Consider the following 16,194-nt stretch of genomic DNA (forward strand, 5'->3'; position numbering starts at 1 on the left):
AATTAATTTCAGTACTTTTATGTCATAGAAAATGAATTGACAAAAAAATCGTTCTTTTAGTAAACGTAAAATATGGAGAACTGCAACTATCCTTCCTTTAAAAAAAAATGGAGCATCGCGTTGAATTCTAACCGCTATCGCAAACTACTGTATGGCGGTATTGGATCAATCATTGTCATTCTAAATGTATTTCCTTGGTTTTTCCAAAAAATAGAAGCACGTAATGGAACTGTACTAAACGATTGGCTACTCCAGCAAATCCCTGCCCATAACGTATCCTTAGCTATCTTTATTTGTATATGGACTTCCGCCCTTTTTTTTACTGCTAGAGCTATACAGAATCCTCAGATTCTTATCACTTTTCTAGTGGCCTATGTCCTTTTATGTTTATCGCGCATCATTAGTATTACTTTAGTCCCATTAGACGCGCCAGTGGGTCTTATTACTTTAATCGACCCATTAAGCAACGCCTTTTATGGAGTTAGCTTCATTACCAAAGATTTATTTTTCTCAGGACATCTCTCAACAGTATTTTTAATGGGACTATGTTTAGTAAATAAAAGAGAAAAAAACATCGTTTTCATGGCAACATCAATTATAGCAATTTTACTACTAATCCAGCATATACATTACACCATCGATCTTTTAGCCGCTCCTTTTATTACTTTCTTCCTTTGGCGTTTAGCAAAAAAAATTGCCCAAGAATAGCCAAGGTAGAATTGATTTATTCGGTTAAAGGAAATTTGTTTTAACCTTTCGGTTAAAAACAAATTTCACTATATTTGATAAGCACAAATTGGCGTACTATAAATAATCACCTAAGTTGTAGTTAATTACATAACTATCAAACTAACAGAGAAATGGATAAGAAGTATCAAAAATTAAATTGTCCTACATTCACCTTAACAGATAAAATCACACTTGAACAAGCTACATTTTTCAACCAACACGGGGTCATTAAGTTCAGAGATTTTATAACAGAGTCTTCAATAAAGCTAATTATAGAAGAAGTTTCTAAAATTGAAAAAAAATGGCTTGCAGAAGGCAGGGATAAAATAAATGGCATACCATTGAAATTTGGAAAAGATGAAGATGGAAATGAAACCATCCAGCGTTTCTGTTTCCTTTCTAAAGAAAGCGAGATACTCCATAACTTATTAAAAGATTCACGCCTACAAACTTTGACAGAATTGTTGTATCCCTATGAAGGTCGAATTGGTGAGGACGAAAAAGACGGTTTAGTGTTAAACAACTATATCAGAATCCCCAATAGTTCCTTTTCACAAATGGGCTGGCATACCGATTGTCCTAGAGATTTTTTTTTAGGGCAAAAAATGATGCCTATGCTCAATGTTGGTATACATTTGGATAATTGTCCTTATGAAAATGGGGGATTAAGAGTACTTCCAGGTACTCATAAACAAAGTATACTTCAGCTTTTGTTTGCCAAAAAATATTTTGTAGACCACACTCCGGACCCGAAGGAAGTAGGTTTCGATATAAATGCAGGTGATTTAACTGTTCATGATGGACGAATTTGGCATCGAGTACAACAATCACCTAATTATGGAGAAATGAGTAGACGCCGTGTTATGTATGTGCCAATCATTACGGGAAAATACAGTCCAAAGTCTGAAAATAGCAAAACGCCTTTCTATCATTGGCTTTCGCAAAAATTACACCGCTAAACAGTACAAAATTAAATGCCTGAACACATGACCTACGCCCTTATTACTGGTGCCAGCAAAGGTATTGGTAAAGCCATTGCCGAAGAATTAGCACAACGGAAATATAATTTACTTTTAGTAGCCCGTTCAGCTGACTCACTGAAAGAAATAGCAGATAATCTCTCCAAAAAGCATCATATTAAAGTGGCTTATTTAGCTATTGATCTATCTTTAAATGAAAGTACCAGCCAAGTATACCAGTGGTGTGAAGCCAATAAGTATCAGGTTCAAATTTTAATCAATAATGCTGGATACGGTCTCAGTGGTCCCTTTAAGTCATCTTCCATTGCTGAGAATATCAATATGATGCATCTCAACACACGTACGCTGGTTCAGATGTGCCATCAGTTTTTACCGATGTTACAGCAACAAAAGCAAGCCTATATTTTAAATATAGCAAGTACGGCTGCCTACCAAGCGGTACCTGGATTATGTTTATATGCCGCGACTAAAGCTTTTGTTCTTCATTTTAGCAGAGGACTTCGCCATGAATTATTAGGCAGCTCCATTTCAGTTACTTCAGTTTCTCCTGGAGCTACCAACACAGACTTTGCCTCCCGAGCAAAAGTAGGGAAAAAAGCACTAAAAGCAGCTGAAAAGGTGAATATGACAGCTGAACAAGTCGCCAAACTTGCTGTTAATGCCCTGTTTAATAAAAAACCCGAAATTGTAACCGGATTCGTCAACCAATTAGGTGTTTTCTTTGCTTGGCTTTTACCAAAATCAATTCTGGAACAAATAGCAGGAGATTTGTACAAATAAGCATTAACCAAAAAAAGAATCCCCTTATAGTTTAACACTCTAAGGGGATTGTTTGCAAATAAAACAGTAATTCAGTCTATTTTATTTTTGTCTTCATTGCTTTATGTTCATTCTCAGCTTTCTCTATAGATTCTTTCATTCCCTTTGCGTGCTCTTTTACCTTAGCATGATTCGGTGCAGGTTTTTTCAACTCTTTATTCATTTCTTCAGCATGTTTTGTAGCCGCTGCATGGTGTTTATCTATTTTATCATGATACGGTTTAGCCATCGCTTTTTGATGCTCTGGAATGGCTTTTTTAAGATTTTCATGCTCTTTCTTAGCCTCTTTTAAACTAGCTGTAGCCTCATTGGCTTTCGCCACTTTTTCTTCTTTGGTTTTTGCTTTATCAGAGACAATGTCTCCCGCTGCTTTTACAGCTTTGTTGTGATGTTCACTCAATTTTGCATGAGATTCTTCTTTGGTTTGTGAAAATCCAGCATTTGCGAAAAAAGCAGACAAGACAACTGCCAATACAATAATAAAGGTTTTTGAATTTTTCATAATTAATTGAATTAAAATTAAAGAATACATAAAATTACAAAAATCAATCTTGACATTTTTAGATTATTTAATTAAATAATAGTTAAATTTTTAAGTATAATATAATTATTTGAGTTTTTGGACAATTCCACGCTTATTTTTGCAAAATAAGAGGACAAAATCCCTTTTTTAGGGCTAAGGTGCCGATACGCCGGGAATAGCTACCAGTACATCAATACCAAGTCGGTTAACATATTCAAATTCGCTCCCCGTGTGATATCCTTTGTCGTAAATGGAGGTAAAATTGTTGTGCCCCAAAATGTTTTTGGCTCGGCGTAACATGCCGCCCATCGCTTTGGGATCGTTTTCATTGGTCACCTTGAAAATCGAGGGGAATGTTGTAGAGTGCATCCACTGTTGTTTGTACCGTATAGGCCACTTCGGAAATGTTGTTTCGAGTCATGATTTGGCGACTATCGGGATCTGAGGTCGAGATTTGGGTAACGCCGGTAGTATCAATTGTGTTTTGATACCCAATGTATTTTTGCTTTTGAATGTTGTGTTTTTTATCTTTTTTGCTAACGTTTGTTTTTCCAGAATATCACGATCTTCTTTGGCTAAAGCCGAGTTGTATTCTTCGAGTTTAGCATCGATATAAGTAATATGACGCTCTATTTTGTTGGGATTAAAATTGTTTTTCTTTGAGTTTTGCGCTCTGAGTTTGGTGCTGTCTCCTGCAACTAGGCTTCCGCCAATGAGTTCAAAGTGAGAGGCGAGTTTCACCGTTGCACGAAAAATGCGAGCAATGGCTTTAGGATTGTCTTTGCGGAAATTAGCAATTGTGTTATGATCGGGAACTAAACCCTTCAAAAGCCAAATGAGTTCAATGTTACGACTGCATTCTTTCTCAAAAGTTCTGGACGAGCGCATACGATTGAGGTAGCCGTAAATAAAGAGTTTGAGTAAATCCGAAGGATGATAAGCGGGTCTCCCGTTTTCGACAAAATCGAAAGTGAATCCAAAATCAGGGAGTTTTAAACTGTCCACAAAAAGGTCAATGAGCCTGATTTCGTTGTCTTACGCAATAGCATCATCAATCGATGAGACAAAAAGCGGGAGCTGGTTTCTGTTGGTTCCGTTGATGAATTTCATACTTAAATGTAATAAAAGCCAACGAGTTATACAAATTATTTGAAAGATTTTTAATACAAATATATCAACAGGAACAAAAAAGGTTATTAGACAGTTTGACGTCCCGCAGCTTCAAGCCGGTGCGGCGATTTTATATGTGAGTACTTTCGGTGACCGAGAACAAAGTTATGGGAAAAACTTGAACTATTTTGCACAAAAAGGCTGCTCTGGATTGAAACTGCTGTTGTAGGCAGTGCTTTATTTTGATACTTTAGGCTTCTTAATGTTCAAAGCTTTCTGTTTTATCCATTGAATTGAAATATCAACAGGTGCTGTAATATTTCCAGAAGCAGTATTGTGCCCTAATGTTGGAAACAAGGTATATTCGAAAGGTTTGCCTTGAACTTTAAATGAATTTAATTGCTCTATACACAATTTTACGGGAATTTGGATATCTTTCTCACCAAAAAGCCAAAGCCCTGGAATTGAAAGAGTATTCAAGGAAATTTTTGGGTCAGTAGCTGTAAATTGATACCTATCAGAATCATTTTTGATATGTTCACGAGCATCTGGTTCTGTATGATTTTCCCAAAAATTATTGTTTCCATTAGTATAAAACTGAAATCGAAGTTGTTCTAGGGTTGTAATTGTAGGGCAACTAAATAAAACCATAAATTCTATTTGTGGATTTTTGCTTGCAGCAATTGGGATAATCCATCCTGCTTGACTGAAGCCAACTAATCCAATAGGTGTTTTTTTATCTTTCAAATAGGTTCGAAATGTATTTACTGCTGCACTTGCATCATGAGATAATAAATTAAGATTAGTAGTGTCAATATTATTCGTGCCAACAGATGGTCCTACATATACACCACCAGATTCGCCAACTCCACGTTTATCATATGTCAATACAGCAATACCTTCTTTGGCAAGACGTTTAGCGAACTCCATTTCTCTTTTTACAGGATCAGACCCATGAACAATTACAACTGCTGCAAATGTTTTTTTAGGCTTTAAAATTGAGCCTGCAAGAGTGACGCCCTGACTTTCAAACTTTACATCTTGAATGGTAAAGTCGGTCGTTTGAGAAAATACCATTTCTGGTAAAGTTATTAATAATAACCAAATAAGTAAGTTAGAAAAAAAGTTAATATTCATTTTAGTTTAATATAAAAAATTGTTTTAAATGGTCATCGTTAGCATTACCTACAACTCGTGAATACTCGCTACAAAACAGCGAGTATTCACCCTAAATCAGGTAGATAGTCGCTATTCATTAGTGGATTATTGTCAAATGTATAAAGAATATTTTTATTACAAATCTGCGAACGAGCTTTTTATTTGTTGTTGGCTTTTCGTACTTATGTACGTGTAAATCTCGGTCGTCTTAGTCGTTAATCTTCAATCTAAGATCTCTTAATCTTAATGATATTGTCCTCGGATGGGCATCGTTCTCGTTCAATGTTTTGGTAAATAGGCGTTTATATAAAAAATGCGCTTCTAGAGTTTGCATTTGTTGCTGCAAACGCACTAACTTTGAATCTTCATTAACATTTTCGTATTATTGTGTCAAATTACCAAATTTAAGAAATGAACAAATCCGAATTTATCGACAAACTTGCTGATCTCGAATGAGAAGACTTTGAAGTGAAAGAAGCAAAAGCGGAAGTCCCAAAATCATCTTGGGAAACCGTTAGTGCTTTTGCCAATTCTTCCGGTGGTTGGCTCGTTTTTGGTGTCAAACAATCCGGAAAATCATACGAAATTCAAGGTATTACAAATCCTGAAAAATCGAACAGAATTTCTTGAATACAATCAGAGGAGACAAGTTCAATGTCAACTTAGCCCCTAAATCAGTAAAATATAATTTCGATGGCGTGACTGTTATTGCTTTTTATATACCGGCTTCAAACAAAAAGCCAGTTTACTTCAACTTGCAGGCAAATACCTATATCCGCAGGGGTAGTGCCGATAATAAAGCGACCAAAGAAGAAATCGATGCGATGTACCGGGACCAAACTTTCGGGACTAAATCTTCCGAGATTGCAGTCGGAACGACTAGGAGCAGTCTAAATGAAACCTCTTTGTTGCGCTACGGGATTACATGGCGCGATTTAATCCCAATGTAAGTTATAACCGTTTTGGTGAGGAGGAGTTTTTGCAAAAACTGCGAATTATCGATGAGAGTAGTTGTAGTTATGGCGGTTTGTTACTATTGGGTAAAAGAGAAGTAATTGAAAAATATTTCCCTAACTTCCGAATTGATTTATTGGAAATCCCAGGTAATTCATATACGGATGCCAAATCGCGTTATGCTTTCCGTTTGGACGAACAGGAAAATTTATGGGAATACTATTTTGAGTGTTTTGCAAGGCTGAAACAAAAAGTAGATGTGACTTTCAAACTTTCTGCCGAAGGTTTTGGCGAAGAACTCTCAACTGGACTTACCGCTATCAGAGAAGCCTTGGTGAATTTGCTGATGCACGCCGACTATTTTTCGCCAGCTCATTCCCGTATCCGAATTGTTACCAATAAAATTGAATTTTTCAATCCCAGAGGTTTGCCCAAACCTATCGAAGAATTGAAAAAAAAGACCTTTCCATTCCCAGAAATCCAATTATCTCAAAACTTTTCAGAATGGTCAAACTGGCCGAAAATGCTGGTTTTGGCTTTGATAAAATAGAATCAAATTGGTTTGAATACAACAAAACAGCACCAGTCTACAAATTGGAATTCGACTCCGTTACAACTAGTTTCTATTTTGCAGCCAATGATAATAATGAAACCTCGGAACAAGTTACTGGGGAAGTTGTCATTGAAATCCAAAGAATTGTCGTGGCGATAAACGGCGAGATGAAACGATCTGAAATCCAGTCACTTTTGAACTTAAAACACGATGACTATTTCAGAACCCAATACATAATCCCAGCATTAGAGAAGGACTATATTACAATGAAATTCCCTGACAGTTCTAATCATCCGCAACGACGATACATACTTACGAGAAGGGGAATTTTACTAAAAAAGGAATTAATATGAAGCCCACGGAATCATCTTATTTTTCTTTGGAAACATATTAATCCCTCAACTAGGGTGAATTTCCGGTTTGTGGTATTAAAATAATCCTATACATAAAAGGTTTGTTTTTGAAGACCGTTAATGTTAGTTAAAACAGTCGGCTAAGAGTTGCAAATCTTCCAGTAAAAGGTTCGAATCTTGTCCTTCAAGGTTCACTTAAACCGATACTTTAATTAGTATCGGTTTTTTTGTTTTTAGATGTATTGAAAACTCCTTTAATTATTCTATTTTTATAAAAAAATAGCATTCATGACTTTTTGTTTCAAACCATTTCTAATCTTTTGTTCTCTTTTTTGGATTGTTTCCTGTAAATCGCAATCGACTATTTCTGCTAATGAAGAAAAAAATAGTCCAATTATCAATGACACGACCTTCGTAAATTTAAAAGACTATAGCCCGGATTTTGTGTATGACATGAAATACGCCACAACGGATAATTTCTTAAAAGCTAAAGTATATGACTGCGCAGCATGTTTTTTAAGATTGAAAACTGTTGAAGCATTGCTGGAAGCCAATAAAAAATTCATAACGAAAGGCTATAAAATCAAAATTTTTGATTGCTACCGACCTTTGGACATCCAGAAAAAAATGTGGGAAATTGTTCCTAACCCAGAATATGTGGCTAATCCTGCTAAAGGTTCCATCCATAATAGAGGAGGAGCGGTAGATATTACTCTAGTCAATAGTAATGGAAACGAATTGGATATGGGAACTTCTTTTGATTATTTTGGTGTTGAAGCCAGTCATAAGTATCTAAATGTATCAGAAGAGGTTAAGGCAAACAGGGAATTATTAAAAAAGATAATGAATAAAAACGGCTTCAACTCTTTTGATTCAGAATGGTGGCATTATAACCTAAGATCAGCTTTAAAAGAGAAAGTTTCTAATTTCAAATGGGATTGTAATTAACTTATTCTATACAATGGATGTTATTAATAAAGTAAGTTTCTGGTTGATAAACCTCATTGTTTAATTCCGATTTAAATTCTTTTCTAATAATATAATCTTCAGTGTCTGTCAAATATTTAATTCTCATCATTGATACAGGAGAATTTTTTAATTCTTCAAAACTATCTTTCATAAACATAAATTGACCTGAAATAACCCTATTGTCATAGCCTTTGTCATCACGAATCATAGTTCCACAATTCTCTTGATCGATGTGGAGTAGCGTTATTATTTTTCCATTATTTAACTGCAAAAACAATTTTGAATTTTTGTCAAAGCAATTCGCTTTCATGAAGTCTTTACTCTTTTGAATCAATTGTACGTTCAATGTTGGTAAACCATCTGTTAATGCCAATGAATAAAAGATATAACTGGAATTTCCAGCAAAATTTTTCTCACTAATCATGTATTCCTTTGTCGATTTATAAGTTCCCAAAGAATCAGTAACGTTTACGCTATATTCACATGTTTTTTGAGCAAATATGTTGAAGCTTAAGAATAATAGTATTGCGGTAATTACTTGTTTCATTTCTATGATATTTTGGTGCAAATTAAAACTATTTTATGGTTATTTTCATCAGTTGTAAAAAAACAATATACATTTCCTCCATCTTTTATTTTCCATTTTTTTCGAATAGTATCAACAGTATCAGGAAAATTTCGGGTTGTAATATTAGCTTTTGTATTTTCTAAATACGTTTTCATTTCCGTTTTGCTATAAGCAAATGTATTTTGAATTTCAAAAACTCGTCCAGGAAAGTATATTAAGTCAAGTGAAGTGTATAAATGAGAGTGTTTGTGCAGCTTGTTTAGGTTGTAAAATGAACTTACTTCATCAAACCCACCAGATTTCATTATAGCGCTATTAGGCTCGTATAAATACTTCTGAGGAAAACTAAAAAAAGCTAATTTAGTCTGTTCTCCTAAAACAAAGTCGAATGTTTCGTTTTTGTCTTTTAAAAGATTGACTGTTTTAATATTTACATTTCCAGAATAATCTTTATGCAATTCCCATAATAATTCTTTTACTTCATTTTCTAGCGCTATAATATGAATCGTTTTAACATTTTGTAATTCTAATAATCCAGCGGAGATATCAAGTAGCGGAGCAGTTTTTATTAAAATGGCATTTGAATTCTTAAAATAAAAATCTAGATTTTCCGGAACATTGGGCAAACAATCTTTAAGCATAAAGACTTTCCCTTTGACATCATTTCGACGTGAAGGATCAATATAAATCCAATCCCATTTTGTATTTAAAGTATTTAATGTAGTTAAACTATCACCAGAATAGCAAATGATATTCGAAATATTTAATTGCTCAAAATTGTGTTTTACAAGGTCAGACAGTTCTGAATTGATTTCGCAATGAACTACAGTTTTTATTTTTTTTGAGAAATAGTAATCATCCACACCAAAACCTCCTGTTAAATCAATTAAACGTTCTCCTGAAATTATTGAAGCTTTATAAGAAGCTGTTTTTTCAGATGAAGTCTGTTCTATTGAGATTTTACTTGGATAAATAATATTTTTGGTGCTAAACCAATTAGGTAGTTTGTCCTTTGCTTTTGATTTAGCTTCGATTTGATTTAAAATAGAAATCCAATCCACATCTGGAAAAGGATTTTTTTGAAGCGCTAATTTCGAAATAGAAATACAGATATTTTTCCCTATAAATTCTTGAATTTCGGGATTTAGAATTTTTAAATCCAAGATTAAATATTTTTTGTTAATAGTTGTATAATCTTATTCTCAGGAAAAAATTCTTTACCAATTACTTTCAATATGGTAAATAATGGAACAGCTATAATCATTCCTAGTATTCCAAAAAGAAAGCCCGCAATTAATATGACAAGAAATATTTCTAATGGATGTGAGCTTACGCTTTTTGAAAAAATAATTGGTTGAGACACATTGTTATCAATAATTTGTGCAATCCAAAAACCTATCAAAACATAAATGGTTGTAGGTAAAATTTGTGTTTGAAAATCACTACCTAAATTACCAATCATAGTCAAAATTGCAGCTAAAATTGAGGCAATTAATGGTCCCACGTAAGGAATAATATTTAAAACAGCACATAAAAAGGCGATGACAATTGCATTTGACACATCAAAAACGAGTAAAACAATAAAGTATAAAATAAACACAATAAATAATTGGAGTAGTAATCCAATAAAATAGCGGGATAATAAGTGATTTATTTTGTCTAAAGAATTTAAAATTTGATCTTCATGGCTGTCAGGAATTAATTTTTTGGCACCATCTTTAAATAATAATCTGTCTTTTAAAAAGAAAAAAGTAATGAAAAGTACTGAAGCCAAGCCCATTCCAAAACTACTAATTGTACCTAAAACGGCATTTAGAAAATTTGGAATAAAATTAAAGTTTATTTTAGAAGTGATGTTAGATTCCTTTAGCATTTTTGTGGAATCAATATTATGACTTTCTAAAAATGAAGATATTTGGTTAATTAATTGAAGTGTGTCTTTTTCTATTTCTGCAGTATTTAAAAGAGATAAATTTTGACCTTGTGATGAAATCAAAGGAATAAACATCATTATAAATCCAACTATAATAAAGACAAAAATTAATAATGTTGCAATTGTAGCAAATACATGTTTGAATTTTAATCTTCTTTTAAAAAAATCTAAAATAGGATTTCCTATTAATGTAAGAATTAATGCAACTATTAGATAAATCAGTACCGATTGAATTTGATATAGAAAATAAAGAGATAAAGCGACTAAAACAATAGTAGTTATTGCTCTTAAAATTCCATTAGCTATAATTTTTGATGTAATCATTTATCTTTTTTAGGATATAAAGATAAAAAAAACTCGCTAACAAGTAGCGAGTTTTAAATTCTAAAATCCGAAAAATTATATACCGAAACCTGCTCTGGCTCCACCAGAAACAAATAAAGCAGACATTCTTGCCTTTTGGCCATTAGTGAACATGTACATTCCTCTATCATCTGTATAATCCATATAATTCATAGTCATTTCATTATGAGTTGGTAGACATACACTTACGTAAGGATATGTTGGTACACCAAAATTTGCGGTTTTGTGAACAGGCGTGTCAGAAACTAAATCATCTCCACATGAAGCATCTCCCCAAATGTGGCGAAGGTTCATCCAGTGACCTACTTCGTGAGATGCGGTTCTTCCTAAATTATAAGGATAACTTGCAGCGCTTGATGAACCAAAATAGAAAGAATCAATTACCACTCCGTCAGTTGCCAATGAACCACCGGGAAATTGTGCGTATCCTAAAATTCCACCTCCTATAGTACAAGCCCATATATTTAGTGTTGTAGTTGGTGAAGTTGGATTAATACCTCCTTTTTTTGAGTTCTTCATTGCATCTCTTGTCCCCCAAGATGTTTTTGTAGTAGATTTTCTAATCGTATTTACTAATTCAAAGGTGATACCAATATCTGCAGCTACACCTGAAAACTCACTAGGAATACTTTTAAAATCAGAATTGGTTGCTGTGTAATCTTTATTCAATACATCAATTTGGGATTGTATCTGAGCATCAGAGATGTTTTCTGCGGCAGTTCTGTACAATACATTTACAACAACAGGAATTACTATTTTGCCATTAACTAAACGGTTCGTTAACATTGTTTTTTGTGTAAAAGCTTCAATTTGGTTCATTCTTAAAGCTAATGTAGGGTCAGCTTTCAATTGTTCTGCCAAAACATCTTGTGAAGCACATGTTCTTCGAGTAATAGCGTTTGTTGTATGGGAAGTTAATTCTGTTTGGTCATTTTGACAAGAAAATAACATCAAAAATGCTGTTGCAATTAAAATAATTTTTTTCATAATAGTAGTTTTTTTAAGATTATAAAGTACTGTTTGTCAAATAAATAATAAAGCAATTTACGATTATTATTTATTAAAAAATAAATTTAGAAGCTTTAAATTGTTACTTGACTATTAGCATTAAAGAATTATGATTTTATAAAGGGTATTACTCTGAACTATTCAAAAAAAAACTCGCTAACAAGTAGCGAGTTTTAAAATCTAAAAAACTAAAAAAAATTATATTCCGAAACCTGCTCTAGCTCCGCCAGAAACGAATAAAGCAGTCATTCTCGCTTTTTGCCCATTAGTAAACATAAACATTCCTCTATCGTCAGTATAATCCATGTAATTCATAGTCATTTCATTATGAGCAGGTAGACATGTACTTACGTAAGGGTATGTTGGTACACCAAAGTTTGAAGTTTTAGCAACCGGAGTATCAGAAACTAAATCATCTCCACAAGATGCATCACCCCAAATATGTCTAAGGTTCATCCAGTGACCTACTTCGTGAGATGCTGTTCTTCCTAAATTGTAAGGATAGCTAGCAGCGCTTGATAATCCAAAATAATTAGAATCAATTACAACCCCATCAGTTGCTAATGAACCACCAGGAAATTGAGCGTATCCTAAGATTCCTCCTCCAATTGTACATGCCCATAAGTTAAGGTTTGTACTTGGTGAAGTTGGATCTAATCCTCCTTGTTTAGTCTTTTTCATAGTATCTCTAGTTCCCCATGAAGTTTTAGTAGTTGATTTTCTATTAATCTTTACTAATTCAAAAGTGATACCAATATTTGCAGCAACTCCAGCAAACTCAGCAGGAGTACTACTAAAATCAGAATTTGTAGCAGTATAATCTTTGTTTAATACATCAATTTGTGACTGTATTTGTGCATCAGAGATGTTTTCAGCAGCAGTTCTGTACAATACATTTACTACTACTGGAATTACTACTTTACCATTTACTAAACGGTTAGTCAACATTGATTTTTGTGTAAAAGCTTCAATTTGGTTCATTCTTAAAGCCAATGTAGGATCAGCTTTTAATTGTTCCACTAATACATCTTGTGAAGCGCATGAGCGGCGTGCAATAGCATTTGTTGCTGAAACTGTCGATTCTGTTTGGTCATTTTGACATGAGAATAGCATCAAAAATGCTGTTGCAGTTAAAAGAATTTTTTTCATAATAATACTAGTTTTTTGTTATAAAAATTGATTTGGGTTAATGATAATACAATTTTATAACAAATTATTTGATAAAACAAATTTTTGTAAAAAAAATAAAAAATAAACTATAACGATATAGTTGTAACTTGTGCGACATTGATACTGCTGTTCTCGTCAAATATATTGATATGTGAGATTTGATTTAAAATTGTTAAAATTTCATTAAAAACACATCCATTTCGTTGTCTATTTTTAATGAAACTTGAAAAAAACTTTTTTTAAAAGATTTATTTGTATCGGTAATTTCTAAGGAGATAATTTTGTAATTATTGTGGATAATAGGTCTGTAAATCATTTGTCTCATGAATTACAGAGTATGGCGCGTAAAGAGCAGTACTTCGAGAAGTTTTATGAATAGAGGGAATATTCTTTCTTAAAAGATGATTTTTTTAACACCAAAAGTTTCACTAATTGTAAAAAGTGAGCCCGTATTGTGTTGGAAATAGAAAAAATACATACTGAAAATGACAAGAAATATTTTCTTTCGAATTGATATCTTTATGCTTTAGTTGCAGAGATTAATTATTAAAGATATAATTCATAATGTTTGCGCCCATTTTTAATGCTTTTTCGCGAACATCTGCGGGATCGTTATGTACTTCAGGATCTTCCCATCCATCGCCTAAATCGCATTCGTAAGTATAAAGAAGCACCAATTTACTTTCTATAAATATTCCAAAAGCTTGTGGTCTTTTTCCATCATGCTCGTGAATTTTTGGTAATCCATTAGAGAAAAGATATGGTTTTTGAAAAATAGCATGATTTGCAGGAATTTCGACTAGATCATTGTTTGGAAATATTTTCTTTATTTCTTTTCTAATGTATTGATCCATGCCATAATTATCATCAATGTGAAGAAAACCTCCGGCAAGCAAATAATTCCTAAGATTAATGACTTCAGTATCACTAAAAACAACATTTCCGTGTCCAGTCATATGAACGAATGGATAGGAAAGTAAATCTGGACTTCCGGGTTCAACCGTTCCTGGCTTAGTTTTTATTTTAGTGTTGATGTTTGCATTGCAATATTTTATTAAATTAGGTAATGAAGTGGGATTAGCATACCAATCTCCGCCACCGCTATACTTTAATAATGCGATTTCCTGCGAAAATGAGGTGACAGAAATTAATAGCAATAAATAATATATTTTTTTCATAACTATAAATTCAGAATCATTAATTCATACTATTCATTAACAAAAATAACACTATGACACGCAACAATAGCTGCAGTTTCTGTACGTAATCTTGTGTTGCCTAAAGAAACTGGAATGTAATTGGCATCTAGTGCTGATTCGATTTCTTTGTCTGTAAAATCTCCTTCTGGTCCTATTAATACAGTAATATTTTGATTTGCTTCTAAGGCAGATTTCAATGTTTTTTTATTGGTTTCCTCACAATGCGCTATAAAATTCAGGCCTTCCTGTTTTTGTTTAATAAATTCTTTGAAAGATATCGCATCATTCAATTTTGGCAGAAATAATGCATTAGATTGCTTCATGGCAGTCAATATAATTTTATCAAATCTTTCTGTATTGATTACTTTTCGTTCGGAACGATCACAAATAATAGGCGTGATTTCATGGATTCCAATTTCAGTAGCTTTTTCCAAAAACCATTCAAAACGATCATTCATTTTAGTGGGAGCAACCGCTAAATGCAAATGAAATTTGGAAGGTGCTGACTTTTCGAAAGAAATAATTTTTACCGTACATTTATTGTCGGAAGCCAAAGTGATTTCAGTTTTAAACAAATGCCCTAAACCATTGGTAACATAAAGAATATCGCTGTCTTTTTTGCGTAATACTTTAATGATATGTTTGCTTTCTTCTTTGTCAAAAGAAAAGTTCTCAGTGGTCTCGTTGATCGTTGGATTATAAAATAATTGCATAATTTAGAATTGTATTCTTGCTTTAGAAACGACAGATGAAGTTTCAAAATTTCCAGTTAAAAATTTTTGGTAACCCACAATTCCAATCATTGCAGCATTATCCGTGGTGTACTCAAATTTAGGGACAAATGTTTTCCAGCCATATTTATTTTGGGCTTCCGCCAAAGCGTTTCTTATTCCGGAATTGGCCGAAACTCCTCCGCCAATTGCTATTTGTTTTATTCCCGTTTCCTTTACGGCTAGTTTTAATTTATCCATCAGAATTTCAATAATTGTGTATTGAATGGAAGCACAAATATCATTTCGGTTTTCTTCAATAAAATTTGGATTCTCTAATTTTTTCTTTTGAATAAAATATAAAATGGCAGTTTTTAAACCTGAAAAACTAAAATCCAATCCTGGAACTTTTGGTTTTGTAAAAGCAAAAGCTTTTGGGTTTCCTAATTGAGCGTATTTATCAATCAAAGGTCCGCCGGGATAAGGAAGTCCGAGTATTTTTGCACTTTTATCAAAAGCTTCTCCTACGGCATCATCAGTAGTTTCCCCTATAATTGTCATATCAAAGAAATCGTTCACTTTTACAATTTGGGTATGTCCGCCACTTATGGTCAAAGCCAAAAAGGGAAAGGTAGGCTTTTCAAATCCTTCTTCATCAATAAAATGCGCTAATATATGGGCGTGCATGTGATTTACCGCAATCAAAGGAATTTTCAAGGCTAATGCCAATGATTTAGCAAATGAGCTTCCTACCAGAAGGGAACCCATCAATCCGGGGCCTTGGGTAAAAGCAATTGCGGATAATTGTTCTTTTTGTATATTTGCTTTTTGAAGCGCAGCATCAATGACTGGAACTATATTTTGTTGGTGTGCACGAGAAGCAAGTTCAGGAACCACACCGCCATATTGATTGTGAATCAATTGATTAGCGACTATGTTTGAGAGTACTTTGTCTTTTTGTAAAACAGCAGCTGCAGTATCGTCACAAGAACTTTCGATAGCAAGAATAAAAACCTCGGGATTTTGCATAAAAAGGCACAAATTTTGAATTATATTTGACAATCCTATGTAAAAATGGTTTTTTACATAAAAAGC

Annotated in this window: 20 protein-coding genes; 8 read left to right on the top strand and 12 right to left on the bottom strand. The window is 33.4% G+C overall.

Annotation, left to right across the window (positions count from 1 at the left end):
* The first annotated feature begins 72 nt into the window (after positions 1-72).
* From ACM55I_RS11060 to ACM55I_RS11070, 3 genes are all read left to right on the top strand, one after another.
* Positions 73-708, top strand: coding sequence for a phosphatase PAP2-related protein (locus tag ACM55I_RS11060; protein ID WP_416846855.1), 636 nt, complete (start codon positions 73-75; stop codon positions 706-708).
* Between the two features lie 152 nt (positions 709-860).
* A complete protein-coding gene (locus tag ACM55I_RS11065; protein ID WP_416846856.1) occupies positions 861-1,688 on the top strand; it encodes a phytanoyl-CoA dioxygenase family protein in 828 nt (275 codons plus the stop codon).
* Between the two features lie 27 nt (positions 1,689-1,715).
* Positions 1,716-2,489: an SDR family NAD(P)-dependent oxidoreductase gene (locus ACM55I_RS11070; protein ID WP_416846858.1), complete on the top strand. Its 774-nt coding sequence runs from the start codon at positions 1,716-1,718 to the stop codon at positions 2,487-2,489.
* A gap of 76 nt (positions 2,490-2,565) precedes the next feature.
* Here the strand turns inward: ACM55I_RS11070 and ACM55I_RS11075 are convergent, their stop codons facing one another.
* The 4 genes from ACM55I_RS11075 to ACM55I_RS11090 form a co-directional block, all read right to left on the bottom strand.
* Positions 2,566-3,030 carry a hypothetical protein gene (locus ACM55I_RS11075; protein ID WP_416846860.1) on the bottom strand — a complete coding sequence of 155 codons (465 nt, stop codon included), beginning with the start codon at positions 3,028-3,030 and terminating at the stop codon, positions 2,566-2,568.
* A 174-nt stretch (positions 3,031-3,204) separates the two neighbouring features.
* Entirely contained in the window at positions 3,205-3,420 is a 216-nt protein-coding gene (locus ACM55I_RS11080; RefSeq protein ID WP_416846861.1) for a hypothetical protein, read from the bottom strand.
* 48 nt (positions 3,421-3,468) lie between these two features.
* The gene (locus tag ACM55I_RS11085; RefSeq protein ID WP_465245410.1) at positions 3,469-4,077 is read right to left on the bottom strand and encodes a transposase; all 609 of its coding nucleotides are present in this window, start codon (positions 4,075-4,077) and stop codon (positions 3,469-3,471) included.
* Between the two features lie 321 nt (positions 4,078-4,398).
* The gene (locus ACM55I_RS11090; protein ID WP_416846864.1) at positions 4,399-5,298 is read right to left on the bottom strand and encodes an alpha/beta hydrolase family protein; all 900 of its coding nucleotides are present in this window, start codon (positions 5,296-5,298) and stop codon (positions 4,399-4,401) included.
* Between the two features lie 489 nt (positions 5,299-5,787).
* Here ACM55I_RS11090 and ACM55I_RS11095 point away from each other — a divergent pair, with 489 nt between their 5' ends.
* The 5 genes from ACM55I_RS11095 (at position 5,788) to ACM55I_RS11115 (ending at position 8,127) form a co-directional block, all read left to right on the top strand.
* The gene (locus ACM55I_RS11095) at positions 5,788-5,949 is read left to right on the top strand and encodes an AlbA family DNA-binding domain-containing protein (protein WP_416846865.1); all 162 of its coding nucleotides are present in this window, start codon (positions 5,788-5,790) and stop codon (positions 5,947-5,949) included.
* The gene (locus ACM55I_RS11100) at positions 5,946-6,269 is read left to right on the top strand and encodes an AlbA family DNA-binding domain-containing protein (RefSeq protein ID WP_416846867.1); all 324 of its coding nucleotides are present in this window, start codon (positions 5,946-5,948) and stop codon (positions 6,267-6,269) included. Before ACM55I_RS11095 ends, ACM55I_RS11100 begins: the two co-directional genes overlap by 4 nt.
* Positions 6,245-6,823: a hypothetical protein gene (locus ACM55I_RS11105; protein ID WP_416846869.1), complete on the top strand. Its 579-nt coding sequence runs from the start codon at positions 6,245-6,247 to the stop codon at positions 6,821-6,823. The genes ACM55I_RS11100 and ACM55I_RS11105 overlap by 25 nt, the downstream gene beginning before the upstream one ends.
* Positions 6,778-7,179 carry a Fic family protein gene (locus ACM55I_RS11110; protein ID WP_416846870.1) on the top strand — a complete coding sequence of 134 codons (402 nt, stop codon included), beginning with the start codon at positions 6,778-6,780 and terminating at the stop codon, positions 7,177-7,179. Before ACM55I_RS11105 ends, ACM55I_RS11110 begins: the two co-directional genes overlap by 46 nt.
* Positions 7,180-7,467: 288 nt before the next feature.
* Positions 7,468-8,127, top strand: coding sequence for a M15 family metallopeptidase (locus ACM55I_RS11115; protein ID WP_416846871.1), 660 nt, complete (start codon positions 7,468-7,470; stop codon positions 8,125-8,127).
* A 1-nt stretch (position 8,128) separates the two neighbouring features.
* On the opposite strand, the gene ACM55I_RS11120 is transcribed toward ACM55I_RS11115, so the two are convergent.
* The 8 genes from ACM55I_RS11120 to tsaD form a co-directional block, all read right to left on the bottom strand.
* Positions 8,129-8,695: a hypothetical protein gene (locus ACM55I_RS11120; protein WP_039109850.1), complete on the bottom strand. Its 567-nt coding sequence runs from the start codon at positions 8,693-8,695 to the stop codon at positions 8,129-8,131.
* A 2-nt stretch (positions 8,696-8,697) separates the two neighbouring features.
* Complete coding sequence (locus tag ACM55I_RS11125; protein WP_416846872.1) at positions 8,698-9,879, bottom strand: class I SAM-dependent methyltransferase; 1,182 nt, start codon at positions 9,877-9,879, stop codon at positions 8,698-8,700.
* A 2-nt stretch (positions 9,880-9,881) separates the two neighbouring features.
* Positions 9,882-10,973 (bottom strand): AI-2E family transporter, encoded by a 1,092-nt coding sequence (locus ACM55I_RS11130; RefSeq protein WP_416846873.1) that lies wholly within the window; start codon positions 10,971-10,973, stop codon positions 9,882-9,884.
* Positions 10,974-11,048: 75 nt separating this feature from the next.
* A complete protein-coding gene (locus ACM55I_RS11135; RefSeq protein ID WP_416846875.1) occupies positions 11,049-11,999 on the bottom strand; it encodes a zinc metalloprotease in 951 nt (316 codons plus the stop codon).
* Between the two features lie 219 nt (positions 12,000-12,218).
* Positions 12,219-13,169 carry a zinc metalloprotease gene (locus tag ACM55I_RS11140; protein WP_416846876.1) on the bottom strand — a complete coding sequence of 317 codons (951 nt, stop codon included), beginning with the start codon at positions 13,167-13,169 and terminating at the stop codon, positions 12,219-12,221.
* Positions 13,170-13,729: 560 nt separating this feature from the next.
* Positions 13,730-14,368, bottom strand: a complete 639-nt coding sequence (locus tag ACM55I_RS11145) for a DUF4159 domain-containing protein (protein ID WP_416846877.1) — start codon at positions 14,366-14,368, stop codon at positions 13,730-13,732.
* A gap of 29 nt (positions 14,369-14,397) precedes the next feature.
* Complete coding sequence (locus ACM55I_RS11150; protein ID WP_416846878.1) at positions 14,398-15,102, bottom strand: 16S rRNA (uracil(1498)-N(3))-methyltransferase; 705 nt, start codon at positions 15,100-15,102, stop codon at positions 14,398-14,400.
* A gap of 3 nt (positions 15,103-15,105) precedes the next feature.
* Positions 15,106-16,128, bottom strand: coding sequence for a tRNA (adenosine(37)-N6)-threonylcarbamoyltransferase complex transferase subunit TsaD (tsaD, locus tag ACM55I_RS11155; protein ID WP_416846879.1), 1,023 nt, complete (start codon positions 16,126-16,128; stop codon positions 15,106-15,108).
* Positions 16,129-16,194: the final 66 nt, after the last annotated feature.

This window comes from Flavobacterium algoris (genome assembly GCF_048158525.1).
GTDB lineage: Bacteria > Bacteroidota > Bacteroidia > Flavobacteriales > Flavobacteriaceae > Flavobacterium > Flavobacterium algoris.